Consider the following 21,810-nt stretch of genomic DNA (forward strand, 5'->3'; position numbering starts at 1 on the left):
TTGATCCTGCGCAAGGTTACGAGAGCCGCACGCATCTGGCAAAGACTGTCGATGGGGGGACCGGCAATCCCATTGCCCGTGGGAGAGCGCCGGGTCAGGAGTTCTGTGGCATCGGCACGATCTTCTCGCCGCGCCCGTCCTCGAAATCGAAATTGTCGAGGCGCCGCGCCCGCTGGCCGGCCTTGTCGGCACTGATGCGGATCTCGGCCACGTCGCGGGCCGCCTGCGAGAAGTGCCGGTCGAGATTCTCGACCCTTGTGCCGAGCCGTTCGACATCAGCATTGAGCAGCGCGAGCTCGCGCCGGATCGCCCCGGCTTGCTCACGCATCCGGGCATCCTTGAGCACCGCCCGAAGGGTGTTGAGCGTTGCCATGCAGGTCGTTGGCGAGACGATCCAGACCCGCAGGTTGAACCCCTCGCGCACCACCTCGGGGAAATGCGCGTGCAGCTCGGCATAGACCGCCTCGGAGGGCAGGAACATCAGCGCCGAATCCGCCGTCTCGCCCTCGATGATGTAGCGTCCGGCGATGTCGCGCAGGTGCTTGCGCACCGCGAGGCGGAAGGCCTGCGCGGCGCGGGTGCGGCTGTCGCCCTTCTCGGCGCGCTGCAGCTGCTCGTAGGATTCGAGCGGGAACTTGGCGTCGATGACGATCGGCCCGGGCGGCTCGGGCATGTTGATCAGGCAATCTGCCCGGCGCCCGTTCGAGAGCGTGGCCTGCAGCGTGTAGCTGTCGGTCGGCAGCGCCTTCGAGACGATGTCGTTGAGCTGGATCTCGCCAAAGGCGCCGCGGGTCTGCTTGTTCGACAGGATGTCCTGCAGCGACAGCACGTCGCCCGAGAGCCGGGTGATGTTTTCCTGCGCCCGGTCGATGACCTTGAGCCGCTCCTGCAACTCGCCGAGGCTGTGGGCGGTGCGCCGCGCGGTGCCGTGCAGGCTCTCGGACATGTGGCCCTGTACCTCCGCGAGCCGGCGCTCGACCAGCTCGAGCATCGCGGTCTGGCTCTGCAGCTGCGCCTCGGTGACATGGTGCAGCCCGCCGGCGAGCCGCTCCTGCCCCTCGCCCAGCGCCTGCACCCGCTGGCCAAGCTGGGACAGCGGGTGCGCCAGCCTCGCGGCGCGGTTGGCGGCGCGGATCACCACGACGATCATCACCAGAAACAGCAGCGCCACCGCGGCGGCGGCCCAGAGCCGCGGATCCTCGAGCATCAGGGAAAGCGGGTCGGTCATGTGCGCCCGAACAGCCGCTCGATATCCGACAGCTTCAGCTCCACATATGTGGGTCGACCATGGTTGCACTGGCCCGAATGCGGCGTCGCCTCCATCTCGCGCAGCAGCGCATTCATCTCCTCGGCGCGCATCCGGCGGCCCGAGCGGATCGAGCCGTGGCAGGCGACGCGGCTGAGGATGGCCTCGATCTTCTCCTGCACCAACTGGCTGGAGCCGAAATCGGCGATCTCGTCGAGGATGTCGGTGAGCAGCGCCTTGGCGTTGACCTCGCCAAGGATCGCCGGGGTCTCACGCACCGCGACGGCACTGCCGCCGAAGGCCTCGATGGTCAGCCCCATGCGCGACAGATCATCGGCGATGGAGAGAAGACGCGAGAGATCGTCGGCGGAAAGCTCGACGATCTCGGGGATCAGCAGCGCCTGCGCGGCAACGCCACGCTCGGCCATCTGGTGCTTGAGCTTTTCATAGACCAGCCGCTCATGCGCTGCGTGCTGGTCGACGATGACGATGCCGTCGCCGGTCTGGGCGATGATGTAATTCTCGTGCACCTGCCCGCGCGCGGCACCGAGCGGCAGCGTCTCGTCGGATCCTTGCGGGCTTTCCTCGACCGGATCGACCCGGCCCGAGAAGCTGCCGGCGAACTCGGCAAAGCCAGTCTCGGCGGGGCGCGGCGCTTGGGCCTCAAAAGGCTGGTAGGGCTCCGCCGGCGTCATCGGCGCCTGCGCCCGGTAGGCAGAGCTCAGCGCACCCTGCGAGGGGCGATCCATCTGGTAGACCCGCGGCGGACCCGACGGCTCGGGCCGCATCGCGCCCAGCGTCGCCCCGGCCACGGTGGTCGAGGCGCGGTGCCCGGCTTCGGCCAGCGCATGACGCAGCGCCGAGACGATCAGCCCGCGCACCAGCCCCGGCTCGCGGAAGCGGACCTCGGATTTCGCCGGGTGCACGTTCACGTCAACCTTGTGCGGATCGCAATCGACAAACAACGCCACCGCCGGGTGCCGCTCGCGGCTGAGGTAGTCGGCATAGGCCCCGCGCAGGGCGCCGAGCAGCAGCCTGTCCTGCACCGGGCGGCCGTTGACGAAGAGATGCTGCGCCACCGAGGAGCCGCGCGAATAGGTCGGCAGCGCCGCGAGCCCGGTGAGGCGAAAGCCCTCGCGCTCGGCATCGATGTTGAGCGCGTTGTCGGTGAACTCTGCCCCCATGACCTGCGCCAGCCGCCCGCGCAGCGCATCGAACAGATCGCCCGAGCACGGATCGGCGCGGAAGGTGGTGCGGTCCTTGCCCTCGCTCACGTCGCGCAGGGTGAAGCCCACCGAGGGCTCGGCCATGGCGAGGCGCTTGATGACCTCGGAGATCGCCTGCATCTCGGCCCGGTCCGAGCGCAGGAACTTGAGCCGCGCGGGCGTGGCAAAGAACAGGTCGCGCAGGGTCACGACGGTACCGCCGTTGAGCGCGCAGGGCTTCACCGCCGCCATCTGGCCGCCGGCGACGGCGATCTCGGCCGCCTCCTCGCCGCTGGCGCGGCTCTGGATGGTCAGCCGCCCGACCGCGCCCAGCGAGGGCAGGGCCTCGCCGCGGAAGCCGAAGCTGTGGATGTTGAGCAGGTCGGAGCCGTCGATCTTCGAGGTGGCGTGGCGCGACAGCGCCAGCGGCAGCTCGTCGGCGCTCATGCCGCAGCCATCGTCGGTGACCCGGATCAGCGTCTTGCCACCATCGGCCAACTCGATGGTGACGCGGCGCGCCCCGGCGTCGATGGCATTCTCGACCAGTTCCTTGACCGCCGAGGCGGGGCGTTCGACGACCTCGCCAGCCGCGATCCGGTTGATGGCGGAATCGTCGAGTTGTCGGATGATCGGGCGCATATTGGGGCTGAACGTGTTCATTCTACCAAACCTAGCAGGCACACCGCGATTCTGAAACGGGAAAGGCCAGACCTATCGGGTTTCGCCACCACATGGAACCAAAGTCCTAATTGGCGAGTTTGAGACATATTATTACCCTGAGCGCCGAACCTTTTTCATTTCGTTGCGCACTTACTGACAGCGACGTTCAGCCCGATGCGAGGGCCTCGGCGCCAAAAACCCGGTAGAGACCCGCGACCAGACCAAGGAAAAACGCCATGCCCGTGAATCGCTTCACCTACGAGACCATCGCCAAGATCTACGGCGAGAGCTTTGCCAGCCTCTGGTTCCGCCCCGTCTCGGCGGTGTTCAAGGAAACCAACTGAGCCTCAGCCGCATGCGAGAGGCCGAGGCCCGCTCCGCGGACCCCGAGAGCCCCGGGCGCTACGTCGCCAGCCAGCGCGCGTGCACGTAGCGGCTTGTCATCAGGTCGAGATGCGCCCCGCCGCCGTTCTTGAAGAGCGTGATCTCATCGTCGCTCTCGCGCCGCATCGCGTCCATCGCATAATAATCCGCCAACACCTGCTCGCGGCGGATCGCGCCGCTCTCGAGCGGGATCTTCAGCTCGCCGATGTGACCGAACGTAGTGTCGCGGCTGTCGACGAAGACCCGCGCGCGCTGCAGCGCCGCGTCATCGGCCTCGCGCATGTCGGGTCGATAGGCCCCGATCAGGTCGAGATGCTGGCCCGGCTGCAGCCAGTCGCCCCGGATCAGCGGTTCGGTCGACATGGTGGCAGAGGTGACGATATCGGCCTCGCCCACCGCCGTCTCGAGGTCGCGCGCCACGCCGATGCCAAGCTCCTCGGCCATCGCTTCGGCCTTGGCGATCGTCCGGTTCCAGACCTTGAACCTGGCCCCAGGGAAGCCCGCGCTATAGGCCTCGAACAGCGAGTGCCCGACATGGCCGGCGCCGACGATCAGGATCTCCTTCGAGTCGGGCCGCGCCAGCCGCAACGCGCCCAAGAGGCTGTCGCCGGCGGTCTTCCACTTGGTGATCAGGTGAAAATCCACCACCGCCTCGAGCAGTCCGGTGTCGTCGGCATAGAGCGATACCCCGCCATTGACCGCGCCAAGGCCCCGCGTCTGGTTCCCGGGAAAGATCGTGGCGGATTTCACCGCCAGCCCCAACCCGTCGATCCAGGCCGCCCGGTTCAGGAGCGTGTCGTCACCGCGATAGAGGAAGCTGTCGGCGATCTCGGCCTTGGGGCGCTGGTGGCCCTCGACAAAGGCGTCGGTCAGGCCAAGCCAGTCGAGCTTGGCCTCGGCCTCGTAGGGGATGAATGCGGGGGTGGTCATGTGTCGTCTCCTTCGCTCAGCAGCCCGTGCGCGCGCAGGCACGCGGCCCAGCCCTCGGGCCCCTCGAAAAGATGCGTCTGCCAGCCGCGCGCGGCGGCGGCGGCGATGTTGTCCGCACGGTCGTCGGTGAAGAGCAGCGTCTCGGGGGCCAGCCCGCAATCCGCCTCGACCATCTCGTAAATCCGCGGGTCGGGCTTGGTCACCCCCATGAGACCCGACACGTAGCGCCGGTCGAAGTCCTTCAGCACCGGGTAGGCCGCCTCGGCCAGCGCCATGGTGGCCTCGCCGATATTGCTCAGCGCAAAGACCGGAACACCATTGCGGCGCAACTCCCGCAGCGTCTCGCCGCTCTCGGGGATCTCCGGCGCGGCCAGTTCCGGCCAGCGGTCGTGCCAGTGGCGGATCTGCTCGGCCCATCGGGGATGGGCTGCGGCAGTGTCGTAGACCACGGCGCGGAAGTCCTCGCCCGCGTCGATACGTTCGTTCATGCCATGCAGGTCGACCTCGGCGAACATCTCGCGCCGCCGCGCCTCGCCGATCAGGGCGTCGTAATAGAGCTCGGGCTGCCAGCGCAACAGCACGTTGCCGATATCGAAGATCACCGCCTGGATCGCCATGGGCCTAGCCTTTCGCCTGCCGGATCTCGCGCTCCAGCGCGTTGAGAAAGCGCGAGCGGTCGGCCTTGGTGAACCCCTTGCCGCCGCCCCCCTGGTTCAGCGGGTTGGCGGCGCGCAGATCGGCCATCAGGTCGCGCATCGCCAGTTGCTGGCCGATGTTGGCCTCGGTGAAGCGCTCGCCATTGTGGCGCAGAACCGCCGCGCCGGCGGCGATGCATTTCGAGGCCAGCGGGATGTCTCCGGTCACCACCACGTCGCCCGGCCCGCAGCGCTCTGCGATCCACATGTCGGCCACGTCCGGCCCCTCGGGCACGATCACCGTCTCAACCAGCGGGTTCTGCGAGGGCCGGAGCCCACCATTCGAGACCACGAACATGCGGATCTTGTGGCGGGTGGCAACGCGCTCGGCCTCGGCCTTCACCGGGCAGGCGTCGGCGTCGATATACAGCGCACTCACGGGTTCACCAGCGCGATCACCGTGCTCACGGTGAGGATGCTGAACGCGGTCGAGATCAGGATCGCCGCCGAGACCCGCTGCGGCGCGATGCCGTAATGCTGTGCCAGCATGTAGACATTGCCCGCCACCGGAAGCGCCGCCGTGGCCACCGCCACCGCCGCCTGGAAGGGCGGCACCGGGAACAGCAGGTAGACCCCGCCGGCCACGAAGAGCGGATGCAGCACCAGCTTGGCAAAGCTCAGCCAGCCCGACACCGCCAGCCGCTCGGCGGATTTCGACGCCAGCGAGGCGCCGATGGCAAAGAGTGCGCAAGGCGTCGCGGCATTGCCGAGCAGGGTGACGAACTCGTCCACCACCGTGGGCAGCGACTGCCCGGAGGAGGACACGGCGAGCCCCGCCACGATCGACACGATCATCGGGTTCTTCACCAGCCCGGCGCCGATGGTGGCGAAGATCCCCAGCGACATCCTGCCCTCGCGCGCCACGGTCACCAGGATCACCAGCAGCGAGGCGAAAACGATCAGGTCGATGCTCAGCATGAGGATGATCGGCGCCACCGCCGCCTCGCCAAGCAGCAGGGCCAGCATGGGCAGACCGAGAAAGCCGGTATTGCCGATACTGGCGGTCTGCGCCTCAATGGCGGCGGTCTGCAGATCCTGCCGGCGCAGGAACGCCACGCCGGTGGCCACAAGATAGACCGCCAGCGTGCCCGCGAGATAGGCCGCGGCGAGCCTTGCATCGAAGATCGCCGAGATCGACAGCGAGGCCGAGAAGCGGAACAGCATCGCCGAGAGGGCGAAGTAGAACACGAACTTGGTCAGCGCCGCCGTCGCCGCCTCGGGGAAGAAGCGGATGCGCGCGGCGCCGTAGCCCAGCCCGATCAGGGCAAAGAACGGAACGGTCTTGAGAAAGATGGCGAGCATGTCACCCCGTCAGATTCGGCGGGTGTCTGCCGCCCGGTTGGCTTGGCTCAGACCTTGCCTTCGAAATCGCGATGCACGTATTTCGCGTCGCAATAGGGGCATTCCACAAAGCCCTCTTCGGGCGGGATCATCAGCCAGACACGCGGGTGGCCCAGCGCCCCCTCACCGCCGTCACAGGCGATGCGGTGGCTGTCGACGATCTTGATTTCCGGGGCTTCGGTCGCCATCGCTGCGGTTTCCTTTTCGTCACACCTGCACTAACTGCGTTATGGGCGAAGACCAGAACAGGAGCAAGGCTCGGCATGAGTGGAGACGCGATCCGCATCGAGGCGCTGCGCAAGACATACGCAGGCGGCAAGGAGGCCCTCAAGGGCGTCGATCTCACGGTGCCCACGGGCTCGATCTTCGGCCTGCTCGGCCCCAACGGGGCGGGCAAGTCGACCCTGATCAACATCCTCGCCGGTCTGGTGCTGAAGAGCTCGGGCAAGGTGTCGATCTGGGGCTGGGACCAGGACCGCAACCCGCGCCAGAGCCGCGCCTCGATCGGGGTGATGCCGCAGGAGCTCAACCTCGACCCGTTTTTCACCCCGCGCGACGCGCTCGAGGTGCAGGCCGGGCTCTACGGCGTGGCCAAGCGTGACCGCCGCAGCGACGAGATCCTCGAGATGGTGGGGCTCACGGACAAGGCCGAGGCCTATGCCCGCACGCTCTCGGGCGGCATGCGCCGGAGGCTGCTGCTCGGCAAGGCGCTGGTGCACCACCCGCGCATCCTCGTGCTCGACGAGCCCACCGCCGGCGTCGATATCGAGCTGCGCCAGATGCTGTGGCAGAACGTGCGCCGCCTGAACCGCGAGCGCGGCATGACGATCATCCTCACCACCCACTACCTCGAGGAGGCCGAGGAGATGTGCGACGAGATCGCCATCATCAACCAGGGTTCGGTGGTGGCGCGCGACAGCACCGCCAACCTGCTCGGCCAGATCGATGCCAAGACCATGGTGATCCAGCCCGACAGTATGCCCGAAACCCTCCCCGAGGCCCCCGGCATCACCGCCGAGCGCCGCGAGGGCGGGCTCATCGCCCTGAGCTACCGCGCCACCGACACCACCGCCGAGGACGTGCTCGAGCTGGTGCGCAACGCCGGTATCCGGATCCAGGACGTCCGCACCGAGCAGGCCGATCTCGAGGACGTGTTCCTCGAACTGACCCGCTCGCGTCCCGCTGCCTGAGGGGGGCTGCCGCGCGACAATGCGCGGCACGGCCTTCCGGTCTGACATGAAATCGCCCTGAATCCGGCGCCTGACAAGCGTTGCCGGGTCATATTCGCGCCGCACTAGACGGGTCGTTTGCGGGTTGAAGACGCCATTAACCATGAGCGCCCCATGTCGACCGTCATGCCATTCCTGCGCCGCAATGCCCTTGCGCTGTTCGTCCTTGCCTATGCGTCCAGCGCCGCGGTGCTGCATCCCGGCGTCTTCATGGACATCTTCCCGATGTATGTCCGCAAGCTGGTGGTCTTGAGCCCGCTCATCGGCTTCCTCGCGCTGCTCTCGGTCATGATCGCCCGCTACCGGAGCGAAGGAGCGCTGTGCCCCCTGCTGGCGCAAGCTGCGCTTAAGGTGTTCTGGCCGGCCCTGTTCATGTGTCTGGGCTTTTCGGCCTTCACGACGTTCAAGCTGGCGATCCCGGGCGTCGTGCCATTCTATCTTGATCCGGTGCTCGCCGATCTCGATGCGATGCTGCACGGGGCGCAGCCCGGGCTGGTGCTGCACAAGCTGTTGCCGGAAGTGCTGGAATGGCCGCTCACGCTTGTCTACGGGCCGCTCTGGGCGGTGGTCTGGGTGGGCGGCTTCTTCGCGGTTGCCGTCTATGGCGACCGGCAGCTGCGCCGCCGCTATTGGTGGACCTGCGCCCTGAGCCTGTTCGGTCTCGGGACTGTTCTGGCCACGGCGCTGAGTTCGGTCGGCCCAATCTACTACGAGGCCGTCTACGGCGATCCGCGCTATTCCGATCTGACGGCGGCGATCTTTGCCAGCGGCCCTGGCGGACAGGTGAAGGGCGTAAGCACCTATTTGTGGACCACCTACACCACCGGCAGCAACAGCTTCGGAACGGGCATCTCGGCGATGCCGAGCATGCATGTCGCGGTGGCCACCGTGCAGACGCTCGCGGCGTTCTCGGTCTCGCGGATCCTAGGCGCAGTGCTCGGCTGCTTTGCGCTCTGCATCCAGTTCGGCTCGGTCTATCTTGGCTGGCACTATGCGCTGGACGGCTATGTCTCGGCGCTCTTCGTAGCGAGCGTCTGGTGTGCGGTCAGCGCGCTGCAGACGCGGCGCAAGGCAGCCGGAGCGATGGCGGAGCCAGACGGCCTGGCCGCCTGACTCCCGGGCAGGGTCACCCCTTTTCCAGCATCCGGCCGAGGCCACGGCCGCCGAGGATGTGCACGTGCAGGTGCGGCACCTCCTGCACCCCGTGCTCTCCAGCGTTCGAGATCATCCGGAATCCGTCGGCCTCGACCCCCTTCATCTCGCAGACCTTGGCAATGGCGCGGGTGTAGTCGACGATCTCCGCATCCGAGGCGTTGGAGGCGAAATCGTCGTAGTTCACGTAGGCGCCCCGGGGGATCACCAGCACGTGGATTGGCGCCTGCGGGCGGATGTCGTTGAACGCAAGGCTGTGCTCGGTCTCGAGCACCGTGTCGTTGGGGATCTCGCCCCGCAGGATCTTGGCGAAGATGTTCTCGGTGTCGTAGGTGTAGGCCATTCTATCCTCAATCGGCGAACAGGTGATCGGTATTGGCAAGCTCGCGGGCGATGTCTTCGGGCAAGCTCAGGAAGGCCGCGAGCGCGCGCGCGTTGACGTCGGGCGGATCGATCTCGCGGATCCTCAGGTGATTGTCGAACTGCGCGTCGCGAATGCGGTCGCTCTCGTGCACAATGTCGTTGCGGATCGTCGGCAGCAAGCGGTTCAGCGTCTCCTTCGGCGTACGCTCGCCGGCCAGCCCGACCCGCATCGCGTGCCCGCCGAGATAGGCATCCGTGAACTGGCACTCGATCTCGAGCAGCCGCGAAACCGAGCGGTCGCGGCAGAAATCCTCCAGCAGGTCGAGATTCTGCGGATCGAGGCAGATCACCAGCCGTTCGGTGTCGTAATACTCGAACAGCATCCGCATCAGCGCCCGCCGGTGGCGGTGGCGCTTGCTCATGCTCGACTGGATGCCGCCAAGATCTGGCAGATCGCAGCCGGCTTCGTTGAACAGATACTCGATGCAGGGAATGTTGGTAAGCGCGCGGATGCGGGCGGTCAGGCGCTTGGCCACGTGCCACTTCTTGCACAACACGATGAGCAGCTCGCGCTCGCGCCCGAGCGAGCTTTCGGCCTCCCAGAACCGCGGCGCGAAGCGGCGTCCGATACGTCCCTTGCCGGTCAGGAAGCGGAACAGCGACTGGCCCTCGTTGGAGATCTGGAACCGTGCCCCTTCCGAGGCGTAGAGCACGCCTAGCCGACGCTTCAGCTCGCGCGCCTCGGGGCTGATCTTGCGGGCGAAGAGAAAATCCTGCGCCAGCAGCAGATCGTAGTGGTCGTTGTAGAACACCACCGGCATGCCGTAATCGGTGAACATCAGGAAGGTCAGCGCGCGGCTCTCGATTTCGTGCTCGGGCACGAGGTGACGTACCAGCGTCTGGAAGAAGGTCTCGTCCGGGATCCAGGTGGTGCGGAAGAAGCGCAGCACGTCGGGCCGCGTGCGGCAGAACTCGAGGATCCATTCCACCGTGCGGCGGCGCAGGCACCACCATTGCGAGCCGATCATCACTTCGAGATCCCCCGGGATCTCGCGCGTCATCCCGAGCCGCTTCTGCAGGTTGAACATCGCGTAGAAGCGTTTCTTCTGGGTGCGTTCGTTGAACCAGTGGCGGTAGATCAGCCGCTCTTCCTTCCAACCGGTCTTGATCCAGTCGGAATGGAAATAATCGAAGCTCTCGATGTAATCGACATCGCGCTGGTCGAGAAAGGCATGGGCGTATTCCGCCGATTTGATCGCCATGCAATCGCCCGAGAGCATGTAGAAATGCGAGGCGCGCGGAAACGCCTCCACCGCGGTCTCGACCGCGTTCAAGGTCGCCTGAACGAGGCTCCATTCGCCCCAGCCGCATTTCACCCGCCGCTTCGCGAAGGCCACGTTGGGGTTGTCGGCCAGCGCCTTGCGGATCCTGTCATAGGCGGCCTTCGGGGCGCGGGCGTCGAAATGGATCGCCATGTAATCGCCCACGGCGGTCAGGCTCTGCGCCTGCTTGATGACGGCGTCAGGATCCTTGTGACACAGGAGGATGAAGGCAATCTTTGCCATTCAGGAAACCGTCTGCCCTAATTTTGCCCACTCCATTCCGTTGATAGAGACGAACGGGCGTTGAAGAAACCGGGTTTGTCTGATTTTTTGCGATATCAGGCGCATAACAATTAATCACGCGCCGTCAGCGCAAGAGGCGCCGGGCAGGCGCATTTCGGGAGACAGGGAAAATGGGGTTTCCGGGCACGTGGATGACCGAGAGCGAGAGCATGGTGTACCGGGTGGTGCCGAAATGCGCCTGCTCGACGATTGGCCAGATCATGTACTACTCTGATCACGGCGTGTTCTATGACGGCGACATTCATGATGCGCAGCAGGGCCTGCACAAATGGGCCCGCGACGACAGCCAGCCGATCATCAAGGCCAATGTGAAGACCCGCTCCTCCTATGCCTTCACCTGCGTGCGCAACCCCTACACCCGCGTGCTGTCGAGCTTCTTCGACAAGATCTGCGGCATCCAGCGCAACGGCAAGCGCTACCGCGGCAACCTCGTACCGCTGCTGATCCAGAAATACGGCATCGAGGTTGGCGGCGACGATGGCAAGGACGAGTTCGACCAGATCCGCAGCTTCCGCCGCTTCCTGCTCTTCGTGCGCGACACCATCCGCTGGCGCCGCCCGATGGAGCCCGACATCCACTGGTCGGCGATCTCGGGGCATGTCTCGACCTTCATCGTCAACGGCGGGCGCTACAACAAGATCTTCTGGACCGAGCAGTTCAATGACGGCATGCAGGACGTGCTCGACCATATCCAGACGCCGCACGCGGTCGATCTTTCCAGCATCCCCCGCTTCAACGAATCCGAGGGCCACGGGCCGAAGCGGCTGCACCCGGTCGAGGATTATTTCGACGACCTGTCGATGCATCTGATCTACGAGATCTACAAACGCGACTTCGAGCTCTTCAAATACGATTTCGACAACCCGGCCAACAAGATGCCCATCGGCGAGATCGACCTCGACGAGGTGCACGCCAAGCTTGGCGACTAGGCGCGCTCAGCCCAGCGCGTCGGTCGGGGCGATAGGAAAGAACTCTCCCGACGACCATACGCCGAACCAGCCTTCGCCATCGATCTCGCGCTCGGCACCCAGCTCGACCAGCCGGTAAAAGCTCTTGCGGTCGATCAGCGCCTCGAGATTGGCCCGCACGAGAACGTAGGGCGACGGCTCGCCGCTTTCGGGGTCGATGGCGACACGGATCGGGTGATCAGGGCCTGCGACGGCCTCGTCCCCCACGTGTGTGTGGAAGGTCAGCACCTGCGCCTCGCCCTCGCCCGAGATCTCGAAATCGGTGGCGACGAAGGGCGCATCCTCGACGGTGATTCCCACCTTCTCGACCGGGGTGACGAGCACGTAATCGTCGCCATCCTTGCGCAGGATCGACGAGAACAGCTTGACCATCGCGGGCCGCTTGATCGGCGAGCCGAGGTAATACCACGTCCCGTCACGGGCGATGCGCATGTCGATATCGCCCAGAAAGGGCGGGTTCCATTTGTGCACGGGGGGCAAACCGCGCTCCTTTATGGCGCGCGCGGAGGCAGCCAGCCCGTCTGCAGATGGTGTCACGGAATTTTGTGCCGTCATTGCTTTTGCCATTTTCCAACCCCGGGATAGAGTTGAATCGTAAACACGGGATTTCAAGGGAGTCAGCGCATGGCCGAAGATCTGGTCGCCGAGATCGAAGCGCTCGAAGAGAAGCTTGCCGAAGCCAAGCGCGCCATCAACAGCCGCTTCATCGGGCAGGAACGGGTGGTCGAGCTGACGCTGGCCTCGCTGCTCTGCGGCGGCCACGCGCTGCTCATCGGCCTGCCCGGCCTCGGCAAGACCCGGCTGGTCGAGACGCTGTCGACGGTGATGGGCCTCAACGGCAACCGCATCCAGTTCACCCCCGACCTGATGCCCGCCGACATCCTCGGCTCGGAGGTGCTCGAGACCGGCAGCGACGGCTCCCGCGCCTTCAAGTTCATCCCCGGCCCGATCTTCTGTCAGCTCCTGATGGCCGACGAGATCAACCGCGCCTCGCCGCGGACCCAGTCGGCGCTGCTGCAGGCGATGCAGGAGAAAGAGGTGACCGTGGCCGGCGAGACCCGCCCGCTCGAGCTGCCCTTCCACGTGCTGGCCACCCAGAACCCGATCGAGCAGGAGGGCACCTACCCGCTGCCCGAAGCCCAGCTCGACCGCTTCTTGGTGCAGATCGACGTGGCCTATCCGGACCGCAAGACCGAGAAGGACATCCTGCTCGCCACCACCGGCACCGAGGACGCGCAGGCGCATCAGGTCTTCGATCCCGAGACGCTGATGGCCGCCCAGACGCTTCTGCGCCGGATGCCGGTGGGCGACGCGGTGGTCGAGATGATCCTCGATCTCGTCCGCGCCTTCCGCCCCAATGATCCCGCCGCCTCCGACCGGGTGCGCGAGACCGTAGCCTGGGGCCCCGGCCCGCGCGCCGCGCAGGCGCTGATGATGACCGTGCGGGCCCGCGCCCTGCTGCAGGGCCGGCTCGCCCCCTCGCCTGCCGACGTGATCGACATGGCCCGCCCGGTGCTGGTGCACCGCATGGCGCTGACCTTCTCGGCGCGCGCCCGGGGCGAGGATCTCGGCGCCATTATCGACGATATCGCGGGCGGTCTGACCCGCACCGAGGCGGCGGCTTGACCGACACCGTCACCTATCTCCGTCGCGACGCGCAGCTCGAAGCCAGCCGCTTCCCGGCGCTTCTGGCGCGCGCCGAGCATCTCGCCGGCACCGTGCTGCTGGGTGAACATGGCCGGCGGCGCTCGGGCATGGGAGACGATTTCTGGCAGTACCGCCCGCTGCGCTCGGGCGACAGCTATCGCAACATCGACTGGCGCCGCTCCGGCCGCGGCGACGAGCAATTCGTGCGCGAGCGCGAATGGCAGATCGCCCAGAGCGTGCAGCTCTGGGTCGATGGCGGTGCCTCGATGCGCTTCACCTCGGACCAGAACCTGCCGCAAAAGAGCGACCGCGCCCGCCTCGTGGCGCTGGCCACCGCGATCCTGCTGATCCGGGGCGGCGAGCGGGTGGGCTTCACCGGCTGGCAGCTGCCGCCGCGCAATGGCGACGTGCAGGTGCTGCGGCTGGCCGAGGCGCTCTCGGACGATGGCGAAGACGACTATTCCGAGCTCGAGGCGCGCGGCATGATCCCGCATGCGCGGGCGATGTTCGTCTCGGATTTCCTAGGCGATCTCGATCCGGTCGAGGCCGCTCTGACCAAGGCCGCCGATCGCGGTGTCCGCGGAGTGCTGCTGCAAGTGCTCGACCCGACCGAGGAGAGTTTCCCGTTCAAGGGCCGCACCATCTTTCAAAGTGTCGGCGGCAGCGTCGCGCATGAGACGCTGAAGGCCGGCGACCTGCGCACGCGCTATCTCGAGCGGCTGGCCGAGCGCAAGGACCGGCTCGACCGATTGTCGCGGTTAACGGGCTGGCAATACATGTGCCATCATACCTCCGACAGCGCCCAGTCGGCGCTGCTGTGGGTATATCGTGCGATGGATGGAGGCCACTGATGACCATGCTCGGCCCCCTCGGGTTTACCGCGCCCTGGTTGCTTCTCGGGCTTCTGGCGCTGCCGGTGCTGTGGATCATCCTGCGCGCGGTGCCGCCGGCACCGATCCGCCGGATGTTTCCCGGCGTGGTGCTGCTGCTCGGCCTGAAGGACGAGGAGCAGGTCACCGACCGCACACCTTGGTGGCTGCTGCTGATGCGGATGCTGGCCGTGGCCGCGGTGATCATCGGCCTCGCCGGCCCGCTGCTGAACCCGCAGGAGCAGAGCGGCGCCGAGGCGGGCTCGGGCCCGCTTCTGGTGGTGATGGATGCCAGCTGGTCGAGCGCCTCGGACTGGCGCCAGCGGCAGGACGCGCTCGACACCCTGCTCGCCCGTGCCGAGCGCGAGGCGCGCCCGGTGGCACTGCTGCGGCTGACGGCCCCCGAAGAACCGCAGTTCCAAGCCGCCGGCGTGCTGCAATCACGCCTCACCGGCATCCTGCCCGAGCCGTGGCAGCCCGATGCCGAGCGCGTCGAGCGCGCCATCGAGATGCTGCCGGAGCAGGATTTCGACAGCTACTGGATGTCGGACGGGCTGGCTCGCGACAGCCGCGCGCCGCTGCTCGCGGCACTGGAATCGCGTGGCGACGTGACCGTGTTCGAAAGCCCCCGCGCCCATTACACGCTGGCGCCGGCCCGCTTCGAAGATGGACATGTCCGTCTCTCCCTGCACCGGCTCCGCCCCGGCCCCGAGGCCGAGGTCACCATTGCCGGCCACGGGCTCGATCCGGCCGGCAACCCGGCGGTTCTGGTCCGCAACCCGGTGATCTTCGAGCAATCCGCCACCGATGCCGAGCTTGAGCTGAACCTGCCCGCCGAGCTGCGCGCGCGGATCACCCGCTTCGAGATCGAAGGCGCCCGCAGCGCCGGCGCGGTGACCCTGCCCGACGACAGCCTGCGCCGCCGCGAGGTCGCGCTGATCGCAGGCAACGAGAACCGCGAGGGGCTCGAACTGCTCTCACCGCTGCATTTCCTCGACCGCGCCCTCGAGCCGACCGCCGACCTGCTCGACGGCACGCTCGAAGAGGTGCTGCCCGCGAACCCGGATGTGATCGTGCTGGCAGATGTCGCGACGCTGTCTCCCGGCGAAGAGGCTGGCGTGCTCGAATGGCTCGAGTCCGGCGGCACGCTTCTGCGCTTTGCCGGTCCGCGCCTTGCGGCCAGCGACGTCAGCCGCAGCGAGGAAGACCCGCTGATGCCGGTGCGCCTGCGCGCCGGTGGGCGCAGCGTCGGCGGCGCCATGAGCTGGGGCGAGCCGAAATCGCTCGCGCCCTTCGCCGAGGAGAGCCCATTTTTCGGTCTCGACATCCCCGACGACGTGACCGTGACCTCGCAGGTCATGGCTCAGCCAGACCCGACGCTGGCCTCGCGGGTGATCGCACAGCTCACCGACGGCACGCCGATGGTGACCCGCAAGCGCGTGGGACAGGGGCAGATCGTGCTGTTCCACGTCACCGCCAATGCCGAATGGTCGAGCCTGCCGCTCTCGGGCCTGTTCGTGCAGATGCTCGAACGGCTGGCGGTGTCGTCGATGCCCGCCGCACCCGCGCCCGAGGATCTCGAGGGAACGATCTGGCAGCCGCTCCGGGTGCTCGATGCCTTTGGCCGCGTCGGCGATGCCGGCAACCTGCCCGGCGTCGAAGGCGAGGCGCTACTGAGCGCGGCGCTCGGCCCCGACCTGATGCCCGGCCTCTATCAGGGCGAGGACCGCAGCCTCGCGCGCAACGTGGTCTCCGCCGAGAGCGTCTTCGAACCGGCTGCATGGCCCGAGCGGATCAGCGTCGAGGGACTGTCGCGCCCGGCGGAGACGCCGCTGGCCGGCTGGCTTCTGGCCGGCGCCATCGCGCTGCTGCTTGCCGATGTCATCGCCTCCCTCGCCCTGTCGGGCCGCCTCGGCGGCGCCCGGCCGCGCGCCGGGACAGCCGCAATTCTCGCCGTGCTGGCGCTGAGCCTGACGCCCGTGCCCTCCTCCGCGCAGGAGAGCACCGACAGCACCCGTACCAGCCCCGGCGACGAGGCCGCCGCCATGCTCGCCGCCTCCGAGGTGACGCTGGCGCATGTGCTGACCGGCGACCGACAGCTCGACGACCTTGCGCAGGCCGGCCTGCGCGGCCTGTCGGAAATCCTGTTTTTCCGCACCTCGGTCGAACCCGCCGACCCGATGGGCGTCGATCTCGAGACCGACGAGCTGGCCTTCTTCCCGATGCTCTACTGGCCGGTCACCGCCGGCCAGCCGGTCCCGTCGGACGCCGCATACGCCAAGCTCAACGACTATCTGCGCTCGGGCGGCATGATCCTGTTCGACACCCGCGATTCCGACGTGGCAAGCTTCGGCGCCTCGAGCACCGAGGGCCGCAAACTGCAGGAGCTGGCCGCCCCGCTCGACATCCCGCCGCTGGAGCCGATCCCGCAGGACCACGTGCTCACCCGCACCTTCTACCTGCTGCAGGATTTCCCCGGCCGCTATGCAAGCCGCGACGTCTGGGTCGAGGCCGCAGCACCGGATGCGGAGCTGATCGAGGGCATGCCGTTCCGCAACCTCAATGACAACGTGACCCCCGTGGTGATCGGCGGCAACGACTGGGCCGCCGCCTGGGCGATGGACGAGCGCGGCAACCCGCTGGTGCGCATCGGCTCGGGCTTCGCCGGCGAGCGCCAGCGCGAGATCGCCTATCGCTTCGGGGTCAACCTCGTGATGCACGTGCTCACCGGCAACTACAAATCCGACCAGGTGCACGTGCCCGCATTGCTCGACAGGCTTGGCCAATGACCGGACAGATCGTCTTCGACCCGCTGCTGCCCTGGGCGGCCATCATCGCGCTTGGCGTGGTGGCACTTGCCGGCGTGATCCTCGCGCTCTGGCGCGGGCTCACCGGCTGGCCGCTGCGCTTCTTCGCCGGGCTGATCCTCGTCGCCGCGCTCACCCAGCCTTCCTTTCAAGAAGAAGACCGCGCTCCGCTCTCGGACATCGTGCTGATGGTGGTGGATCAAAGCGCCTCGCAGCGCCTCGCCGACCGCCTCTCGGTCACCGAAGACGCCGCCGACACGCTTCAGGCCCGGATCGAGGCCCGCCCCAATACCGAGATCCGACGCATCGAGGTCGGCGACGGCGAGGGTGACACCGGCACACAGCTGATGACCGCGCTCTCCACCGCCATGGCCGAAGAACCGCGCGGGCGTATCGCCGGGATCTTCCTGCTCTCGGACGGGCGGCTTCATGATCTCGAGCGCGCGCCCAACCTGCCCGCGCCCATGCACCTGCTGATGACCGGGCGCGACAGCGACTGGGACCGCCGCCTGATCGTGCAGAACGCCCCGGCCTTCGCCATCCTCGGCGAGCCGGTGACGCTGACGCTGCGGGTGCAGGATGACGGCGCCGCCCCGGGCGCTGCCGACACACGGCTCGACATCTCGGTCGACGGCGCCGAGCCACAGCAGTTCTCCGTGCCCATTGGAGAGGATGTCGAGCTGCCGATCGAGCTGCCGCATGGCGGGCTCAACGTGATCCGCTTCTCGACCCCGGAGGCCGAGGGCGAGCTGACCGACCGCAACAACGCCGCGCTGGTGCAGATCAACGGCGTGCGCGACCGGCTGCGCGTGCTGCTGGTCTCGGGCGAACCCCATGCCGGCGGCCGCACGTGGCGCAACCTGCTGAAATCCGACAGTTCGGTCGACCTCGTGCATTTCACCATCCTGCGCCCGCCTGAAAAGCAGGACGGCGTGCCGGTGACCGAACTCTCGCTCATTGCCTTCCCCACGCGCGAGCTGTTCCTCGAGAAGATAGATGATTTCGACCTGATCATCTTCGACCGCTACAAGCGCCGGGGCATCCTGCCGGCGATCTACCTCGACAACGTGCGCAACTATGTCGAGAACGGCGGCGCCGTGCTGGTCGCCGCGGGCCCCGATTTCGCCAGCGCCGACTCGATCTACCGCTCGCCACTGTCGGAGATCCTTCCCGCCGAACCCACCGCCCGCGTCATCGACGAGAGCTACAGTCCGCGCGTCACCGAGCTTGGCGAGCGCCACCCGGTCACCGCCGGCATGGGCGATCCGGAAAGCTGGGGCCGCTGGCTGCGCCAGATTGAGCTCGATCCCATCGGCGGCGACGTGGTGATGTCCGGCGTCGACGACCGTCCGCTCCTGGTGCTCGACCGGGTCGGGGAGGGCCGCGTGGCGCTTCTGGGCTCCGATCAGGCCTGGCTCTGGTCGCGCGGCTACGAGGGCGGCGGCCCGCAGCTCGACCTGCTGCGCCGCCTGGCGCACTGGATGATGAAGGAGCCCGAGCTCGAGGAAGAGGCGCTGTGGGCCGAGGCCACCGGCCAGACCATGCGTATCATCCGCCGCTCGCTGGGCGAGGACGTTGGCGCGGTCACCGTGACCCGCCCCGATGGCGAGACCGAAGAGGTGACGCTGTCGGAGGTCTCTCCGGGCCGGTTCGAGGCGCTCTACGAGGGACCCGAGATCGGGCTCTATCGCCTGTCGGAAGGCGAGGAAGAGGCGGTGATCGGCCTCGGCCCCGCCGCCCCGCGCGAGTTCGAGCAGACCATCGCCAGCGGCGACGCGCTTGAGCCGGTGATCGACACCATGCGCGGCGGCGTGATGCCGCTCGAGGACGGTCTGCCCAGCATCCGCGCGGTCAGCGCCGGACGCCCCGCCGCCGGGCGCGGCTGGATCGGCCTTACCCCGCGCGAGGCCTATGAGACCTTGGACGTGCGCCAGATCCCGCTGCTGCCAGCATGGCTGACGCTGCTGCTGGCCTCGGGCTTCATCATCGGCGCTTGGCTGCGCGAGGGGCGACGGTAGATCACGCTTTGCTCCGGACGCGCCGAGCGGTTCAGCTAGGGCAGATCGTAAGCGATGCGATCCTCGTTCCAGCCATCGACGAGGCAGCGCGCGCGGATGAAGATCCGCGTCGTGCCCTCCGGGATCGACGCGCCCGACAGCGCGCGGGTGAAGGGCTGCTCGGTCTCATGCGGATGGACCAGCACCCTTGTGCCGAGCACGGTGCCGTCCTCCGCCTCGACCCGCCAGCCGTCGGCATAATGCTCCCAGCCGGTATCGGGATGCAGCAAGGTGACCGAGACGCGCCAGTCATCGCCCTGACGCACGGCCTCGGTGGCGACAATGTCGGGCGGGTCGGCGAGCGCCGGTGCGGCGAGCAACAGGAGCGGCAGAAGCTGTTTCATCGACCCAGTCTACACCGCCTCGCCCCTTGGTCCGCATCACATCTCGCGCAATAGGCGTGTTTCACCCAAGTCGCGCGTGCCGGGTCACCGGCCCATCACCTTGCGCCTCAATCCGCGCCACCGCCTCGGCCAGCCCCTCATAGGCCACCGCCATGTGATAGGCGTTGGCATGCAGGATGGTTTCCGGGTCCGAGACCCACGCGACGTGGCCTTTCCAGAACAAAAGGTCCCCGCGCCGGGGCGGGGTGCCCGGCGCCAGCGTTTCGCCCAGGGCCTTTTCCTGCAAGTCGCTGTCTCCCGGGCAGGCGAGACCGCAGGCCGAAAGCCCGGCCTGCACCAGCCCCGAACAGTCGATGCCAAAGCCCGAATTGCCGCCCCAGAGATAGGGTGTATCGAGGTAGCGCGCTGCCTCGGCCACAGGATCGGTCGCCAGCGCCTCGGTCAGATGCATCGCCGGAACCCAGCCAAGCTCGGTCTCGCAGAACCGCCCGTCGCGGCCCGTGACCACCAGAGACGAAAGCTGCGACAGGGCGCAGATTTCGTGGGTCTTGAAGTCGGGCGCCGGGTAGACATGGGTATGCCGCGGGCCGACGCGATGGGTCGGTGTGCCGCGTGCGGTGGCGGGCTTCAGCGCATCGGACGCGACCCAGCCCGCGTAGCCCGCTCCCGGCGCGAGGCCGAAGCCCATGCCCTCGCGGGTCTCGAGCAATTCGAACGCGTCGCCGTAGCGCAGCTGGCGCTCGCGCCGTCCGCCGGGACGGGCAAGCAGGTCGACCACCGGTTCGCAGACGAAGGACGGCACCGGATCGACCGGCGTCAGCTCGGGGAACTGCGCCGCCAACGTCCGTGCGACGACCCGGTCGTTGGCGGCGGTCAGGCGCCGGTCGCTCACAGCCCCAGCACCTCCGGCAAGGCTGCGAGGATGGCGCGCGGGCCTTGCCCCACGCCGCCCTTGGTCCGCGCCGGCAGCGCCGACGGGTTCCAGGCGTAGATGTCGAAATGCGCGTAGCGCGGGCTGTCGGTCACGAAGCGGCGCAGGAACAGGGCCGCGGTGATCGAGCCCGCCATACCCCCCGCCGGCGCGTTGTCGAGATCAGCGATGCCCGGCTCGATCTTGGCCTCATAGGGCTCCCAGAACGGCATCCGCCAGAGCGGGTCGGCCTGCGCCGAACCGGCGCCCGCCAGCGCCGCCGCCAGCGGCTCGTCATCGGTGTAGAACGGCGCGAGATCCGGCCCGACCGCAACCCGTGCCGCGCCGGTCAACGTCGCCATCGAGACGATGAGATCCGGGGTTTCCTCGTCGGCCAACGCCAGCGCGTCGGCAAGCACCAGCCGGCCCTCGGCATCGGTGTTGTTGATCTCGACGGTCAGCCCCTTGCGCGAGGTCAGGATATCCTGCGGGCGGAAGGCATCGCCCGCGACCGCGTTCTCGACCGCCGGGATCAGCACCCGCAGGCGCAGCGGCAGACCCAGCGCCATGATCGCGCGGGCCAGCCCCAGCACGTTGGCGGCGCCGCCCATGTCCTTCTTCATCAGCCCCATCGAACCGCCGGGCTTGAGGTTGAGCCCACCGGTGTCGAAGCAGACGCCCTTGCCGACCAGCGTCAGGGTCGGGCCGGCCTTCCCCCAGCGCATGTCGATCAGCCGCGGCGCACGGGTGCTGGCGCGGCCGACCGTATGGATCATCGGGAAGCCCTGTTCCAGTTCCGCGCCGGCGGTCACCTCGATCTGCGCGGAGAACTCCTCGGCGAGCGCGCGGGCGGCGTCTTCGAGCTCCTGCGGCCCCATGTCGGAGGCCGGGGTGTTCACGAGGTCACGGGTCAGCGCCTCGGCTTCGGCAAGGATCTCGACGCGCGCGGCGTCGATTCCCTCCGGCGCGACGAGCTGCGCGCCGGTGCCGTTGCTGCCGGCATAGCGGGTGAAGCGGTAGGCGGCGAGCAGCCAGCCAAGTGCCTCCTCGGCAGCGGCGCCCGCCGGCAGGCCGCTGGCGATGCGGTAGGTGCCGGTGCCGAGCCTTGCCACCGCAGCGGCCAGCGCGAACCGTCCGCGGCGGCGGGCGGCGGCGCTGCCGTATCCCGCGAGCGCCGCGGCGGGGGCACCATCGGGGCCGGGCAGGATCAGCGCCTCGCCGATGGCCCCGGAGAAACCGCTGGCCTCGACCCAGCCACGCCATTCCTCGGGCTGGCCCTCGAGCCAGCCCGCGAGCCCGTCGGCCTCGATCAGGTGAAGCGGCAGAGACGGGGTCGTGGGATCGGCGAAACGGAACGGCATGGGAGGGGCCTTTCTAG

General features: G+C 67.7%; 20 protein-coding genes. 7 read left to right on the top strand and 13 right to left on the bottom strand.

The genetic code is table 11. From position 1 onward, the window contains the following. Positions 1–94: 94 nt before the first annotated feature. The 7 genes from R2601_RS05835 to R2601_RS05865 form a co-directional block, all read right to left on the bottom strand. Positions 95–1,228, bottom strand: coding sequence for a DNA recombination protein RmuC (locus tag R2601_RS05835; protein ID WP_007794979.1), 1,134 nt, complete (start codon positions 1,226–1,228; stop codon positions 95–97). Beyond that, positions 1,225–3,111, bottom strand: coding sequence for a DNA mismatch repair endonuclease MutL (gene mutL, locus R2601_RS05840; RefSeq protein WP_040544398.1), 1,887 nt, complete (start codon positions 3,109–3,111; stop codon positions 1,225–1,227). The genes R2601_RS05835 and mutL overlap by 4 nt, the downstream gene beginning before the upstream one ends. A 402-nt stretch (positions 3,112–3,513) precedes the next feature. Further along, positions 3,514–4,425: an ornithine cyclodeaminase family protein gene (locus R2601_RS05845; protein WP_007794988.1), complete on the bottom strand. Its 912-nt coding sequence runs from the start codon at positions 4,423–4,425 to the stop codon at positions 3,514–3,516. Next, positions 4,422–5,042, bottom strand: a complete 621-nt coding sequence (locus tag R2601_RS05850; protein ID WP_007794991.1) for an HAD family hydrolase — start codon at positions 5,040–5,042, stop codon at positions 4,422–4,424. Before R2601_RS05850 ends, R2601_RS05845 begins: the two co-directional genes overlap by 4 nt. A 4-nt stretch (positions 5,043–5,046) precedes the next feature. Beyond that, complete coding sequence (locus R2601_RS05855) at positions 5,047–5,499, bottom strand: YaiI/YqxD family protein (RefSeq protein WP_007794996.1); 453 nt, start codon at positions 5,497–5,499, stop codon at positions 5,047–5,049. Then, the gene (locus R2601_RS05860; RefSeq protein WP_007795001.1) at positions 5,496–6,422 is read right to left on the bottom strand and encodes an AEC family transporter; all 927 of its coding nucleotides are present in this window, start codon (positions 6,420–6,422) and stop codon (positions 5,496–5,498) included. The genes R2601_RS05855 and R2601_RS05860 overlap by 4 nt, the downstream gene beginning before the upstream one ends. Before the next feature lie 47 nt (positions 6,423–6,469). Further along, positions 6,470–6,649, bottom strand: coding sequence for a zinc-finger domain-containing protein (locus R2601_RS05865; RefSeq protein ID WP_007795004.1), 180 nt, complete (start codon positions 6,647–6,649; stop codon positions 6,470–6,472). Positions 6,650–6,724: 75 nt separating this feature from the next. On the opposite strand from R2601_RS05865, the gene R2601_RS05870 reads away from it, so the two are divergent. Further along, positions 6,725–7,651 carry an ABC transporter ATP-binding protein gene (locus R2601_RS05870; protein ID WP_007795007.1) on the top strand — a complete coding sequence of 309 codons (927 nt, stop codon included), beginning with the start codon at positions 6,725–6,727 and terminating at the stop codon, positions 7,649–7,651. A 153-nt stretch (positions 7,652–7,804) separates the two neighbouring features. Next, positions 7,805–8,803, top strand: coding sequence for a phosphatase PAP2 family protein (locus R2601_RS05875; protein ID WP_007795008.1), 999 nt, complete (start codon positions 7,805–7,807; stop codon positions 8,801–8,803). A 13-nt stretch (positions 8,804–8,816) separates the two neighbouring features. Here the strand turns inward: R2601_RS05875 and R2601_RS05880 are convergent, their stop codons facing one another. Together R2601_RS05880 and R2601_RS05885 are read right to left on the bottom strand one after the other, a co-directional pair. Then, positions 8,817–9,185 (bottom strand): histidine triad nucleotide-binding protein, encoded by a 369-nt coding sequence (locus R2601_RS05880; protein WP_007795012.1) that lies wholly within the window; start codon positions 9,183–9,185, stop codon positions 8,817–8,819. Between the two features lie 7 nt (positions 9,186–9,192). After that, positions 9,193–10,770, bottom strand: a complete 1,578-nt coding sequence (locus tag R2601_RS05885; protein WP_007795015.1) for a DUF5928 domain-containing protein — start codon at positions 10,768–10,770, stop codon at positions 9,193–9,195. 170 nt (positions 10,771–10,940) lie between these two features. On the opposite strand from R2601_RS05885, the gene R2601_RS05890 reads away from it, so the two are divergent. Continuing rightward, entirely contained in the window at positions 10,941–11,759 is an 819-nt protein-coding gene (locus R2601_RS05890; RefSeq protein WP_007795018.1) for a sulfotransferase family protein, read from the top strand. Between the two features lie 6 nt (positions 11,760–11,765). Here the strand turns inward: R2601_RS05890 and R2601_RS05895 are convergent, their stop codons facing one another. After that, complete coding sequence (locus R2601_RS05895; RefSeq protein WP_083793898.1) at positions 11,766–12,353, bottom strand: DUF1285 domain-containing protein; 588 nt, start codon at positions 12,351–12,353, stop codon at positions 11,766–11,768. A gap of 69 nt (positions 12,354–12,422) precedes the next feature. Here R2601_RS05895 and R2601_RS05900 point away from each other — a divergent pair, with 69 nt between their 5' ends. From R2601_RS05900 to R2601_RS05915, 4 genes are read left to right on the top strand one after another with little or no spacing between them, the layout of a single operon-like run. Further along, positions 12,423–13,424: an AAA family ATPase gene (locus R2601_RS05900; protein WP_007795023.1), complete on the top strand. Its 1,002-nt coding sequence runs from the start codon at positions 12,423–12,425 to the stop codon at positions 13,422–13,424. Further along, positions 13,421–14,296: a DUF58 domain-containing protein gene (locus R2601_RS05905; protein ID WP_007795027.1), complete on the top strand. Its 876-nt coding sequence runs from the start codon at positions 13,421–13,423 to the stop codon at positions 14,294–14,296. Before R2601_RS05900 ends, R2601_RS05905 begins: the two co-directional genes overlap by 4 nt. Then, the gene (locus R2601_RS05910) at positions 14,296–17,103 is read left to right on the top strand and encodes a DUF4159 domain-containing protein (RefSeq protein ID WP_007795030.1); all 2,808 of its coding nucleotides are present in this window, start codon (positions 14,296–14,298) and stop codon (positions 17,101–17,103) included. Before R2601_RS05905 ends, R2601_RS05910 begins: the two co-directional genes overlap by 1 nt. Then, complete coding sequence (locus tag R2601_RS05915; protein WP_007795034.1) at positions 17,100–19,139, top strand: hypothetical protein; 2,040 nt, start codon at positions 17,100–17,102, stop codon at positions 19,137–19,139. Before R2601_RS05910 ends, R2601_RS05915 begins: the two co-directional genes overlap by 4 nt. A gap of 35 nt (positions 19,140–19,174) precedes the next feature. Here the strand turns inward: R2601_RS05915 and R2601_RS05920 are convergent, their stop codons facing one another. From R2601_RS05920 to R2601_RS05930, 3 genes are all read right to left on the bottom strand, one after another. Continuing rightward, a complete protein-coding gene (locus R2601_RS05920; protein WP_007795036.1) occupies positions 19,175–19,522 on the bottom strand; it encodes a hypothetical protein in 348 nt (115 codons plus the stop codon). A gap of 61 nt (positions 19,523–19,583) precedes the next feature. Next, the gene (locus R2601_RS05925) at positions 19,584–20,414 is read right to left on the bottom strand and encodes a C40 family peptidase (RefSeq protein ID WP_007795039.1); all 831 of its coding nucleotides are present in this window, start codon (positions 20,412–20,414) and stop codon (positions 19,584–19,586) included. Next, positions 20,411–21,793, bottom strand: coding sequence for a leucyl aminopeptidase family protein (locus R2601_RS05930; protein ID WP_007795040.1), 1,383 nt, complete (start codon positions 21,791–21,793; stop codon positions 20,411–20,413). The genes R2601_RS05925 and R2601_RS05930 overlap by 4 nt, the downstream gene beginning before the upstream one ends. Positions 21,794–21,810: the final 17 nt, after the last annotated feature.

Origin of the sequence: Salipiger bermudensis HTCC2601 (genome assembly GCF_000153725.1) — a bacterium.
In the GTDB taxonomy this organism is placed as follows: domain Bacteria; phylum Pseudomonadota; class Alphaproteobacteria; order Rhodobacterales; family Rhodobacteraceae; genus Salipiger; species Salipiger bermudensis.

Excerpts from the sequence above, each read along its gene's own strand:
- R2601_RS05920 (WP_007795036.1), bottom strand. The coding sequence starts at position 19,522 with ATGAAACAGCTTCTGCCGCTCCTGTTGCTCGCCGCACCGGCGCTCGCC.
- R2601_RS05885 (WP_007795015.1), bottom strand. The coding sequence starts at position 10,770 with ATGGCAAAGATTGCCTTCATCCTCCTGTGTCACAAGGATCCTGACGCC.
- R2601_RS05835 (WP_007794979.1), bottom strand. The coding sequence starts at position 1,228 with ATGACCGACCCGCTTTCCCTGATGCTCGAGGATCCGCGGCTCTGGGCC.
- R2601_RS05860 (WP_007795001.1), bottom strand. The coding sequence starts at position 6,422 with ATGCTCGCCATCTTTCTCAAGACCGTTCCGTTCTTTGCCCTGATCGGG.
- R2601_RS05880 (WP_007795012.1), bottom strand. The coding sequence starts at position 9,185 with ATGGCCTACACCTACGACACCGAGAACATCTTCGCCAAGATCCTGCGG.
- R2601_RS05900 (WP_007795023.1), top strand. The coding sequence starts at position 12,423 with ATGGCCGAAGATCTGGTCGCCGAGATCGAAGCGCTCGAAGAGAAGCTT.
- R2601_RS05875 (WP_007795008.1), top strand. The coding sequence starts at position 7,805 with ATGTCGACCGTCATGCCATTCCTGCGCCGCAATGCCCTTGCGCTGTTC.
- R2601_RS05865 (WP_007795004.1), bottom strand. The coding sequence starts at position 6,649 with ATGGCGACCGAAGCCCCGGAAATCAAGATCGTCGACAGCCACCGCATC.
- R2601_RS05870 (WP_007795007.1), top strand. The coding sequence starts at position 6,725 with ATGAGTGGAGACGCGATCCGCATCGAGGCGCTGCGCAAGACATACGCA.
- R2601_RS05915 (WP_007795034.1), top strand. The coding sequence starts at position 17,100 with ATGACCGGACAGATCGTCTTCGACCCGCTGCTGCCCTGGGCGGCCATC.
- R2601_RS05890 (WP_007795018.1), top strand. The coding sequence starts at position 10,941 with ATGGGGTTTCCGGGCACGTGGATGACCGAGAGCGAGAGCATGGTGTAC.
- R2601_RS05845 (WP_007794988.1), bottom strand. The coding sequence starts at position 4,425 with ATGACCACCCCCGCATTCATCCCCTACGAGGCCGAGGCCAAGCTCGAC.
- R2601_RS05850 (WP_007794991.1), bottom strand. The coding sequence starts at position 5,042 with ATGGCGATCCAGGCGGTGATCTTCGATATCGGCAACGTGCTGTTGCGC.
- R2601_RS05910 (WP_007795030.1), top strand. The coding sequence starts at position 14,296 with ATGACCATGCTCGGCCCCCTCGGGTTTACCGCGCCCTGGTTGCTTCTC.
- mutL (WP_040544398.1), bottom strand. The coding sequence starts at position 3,111 with ATGAACACGTTCAGCCCCAATATGCGCCCGATCATCCGACAACTCGAC.
- R2601_RS05930 (WP_007795040.1), bottom strand. The coding sequence starts at position 21,793 with ATGCCGTTCCGTTTCGCCGATCCCACGACCCCGTCTCTGCCGCTTCAC.
- R2601_RS05895 (WP_083793898.1), bottom strand. The coding sequence starts at position 12,353 with ATGACGGCACAAAATTCCGTGACACCATCTGCAGACGGGCTGGCTGCC.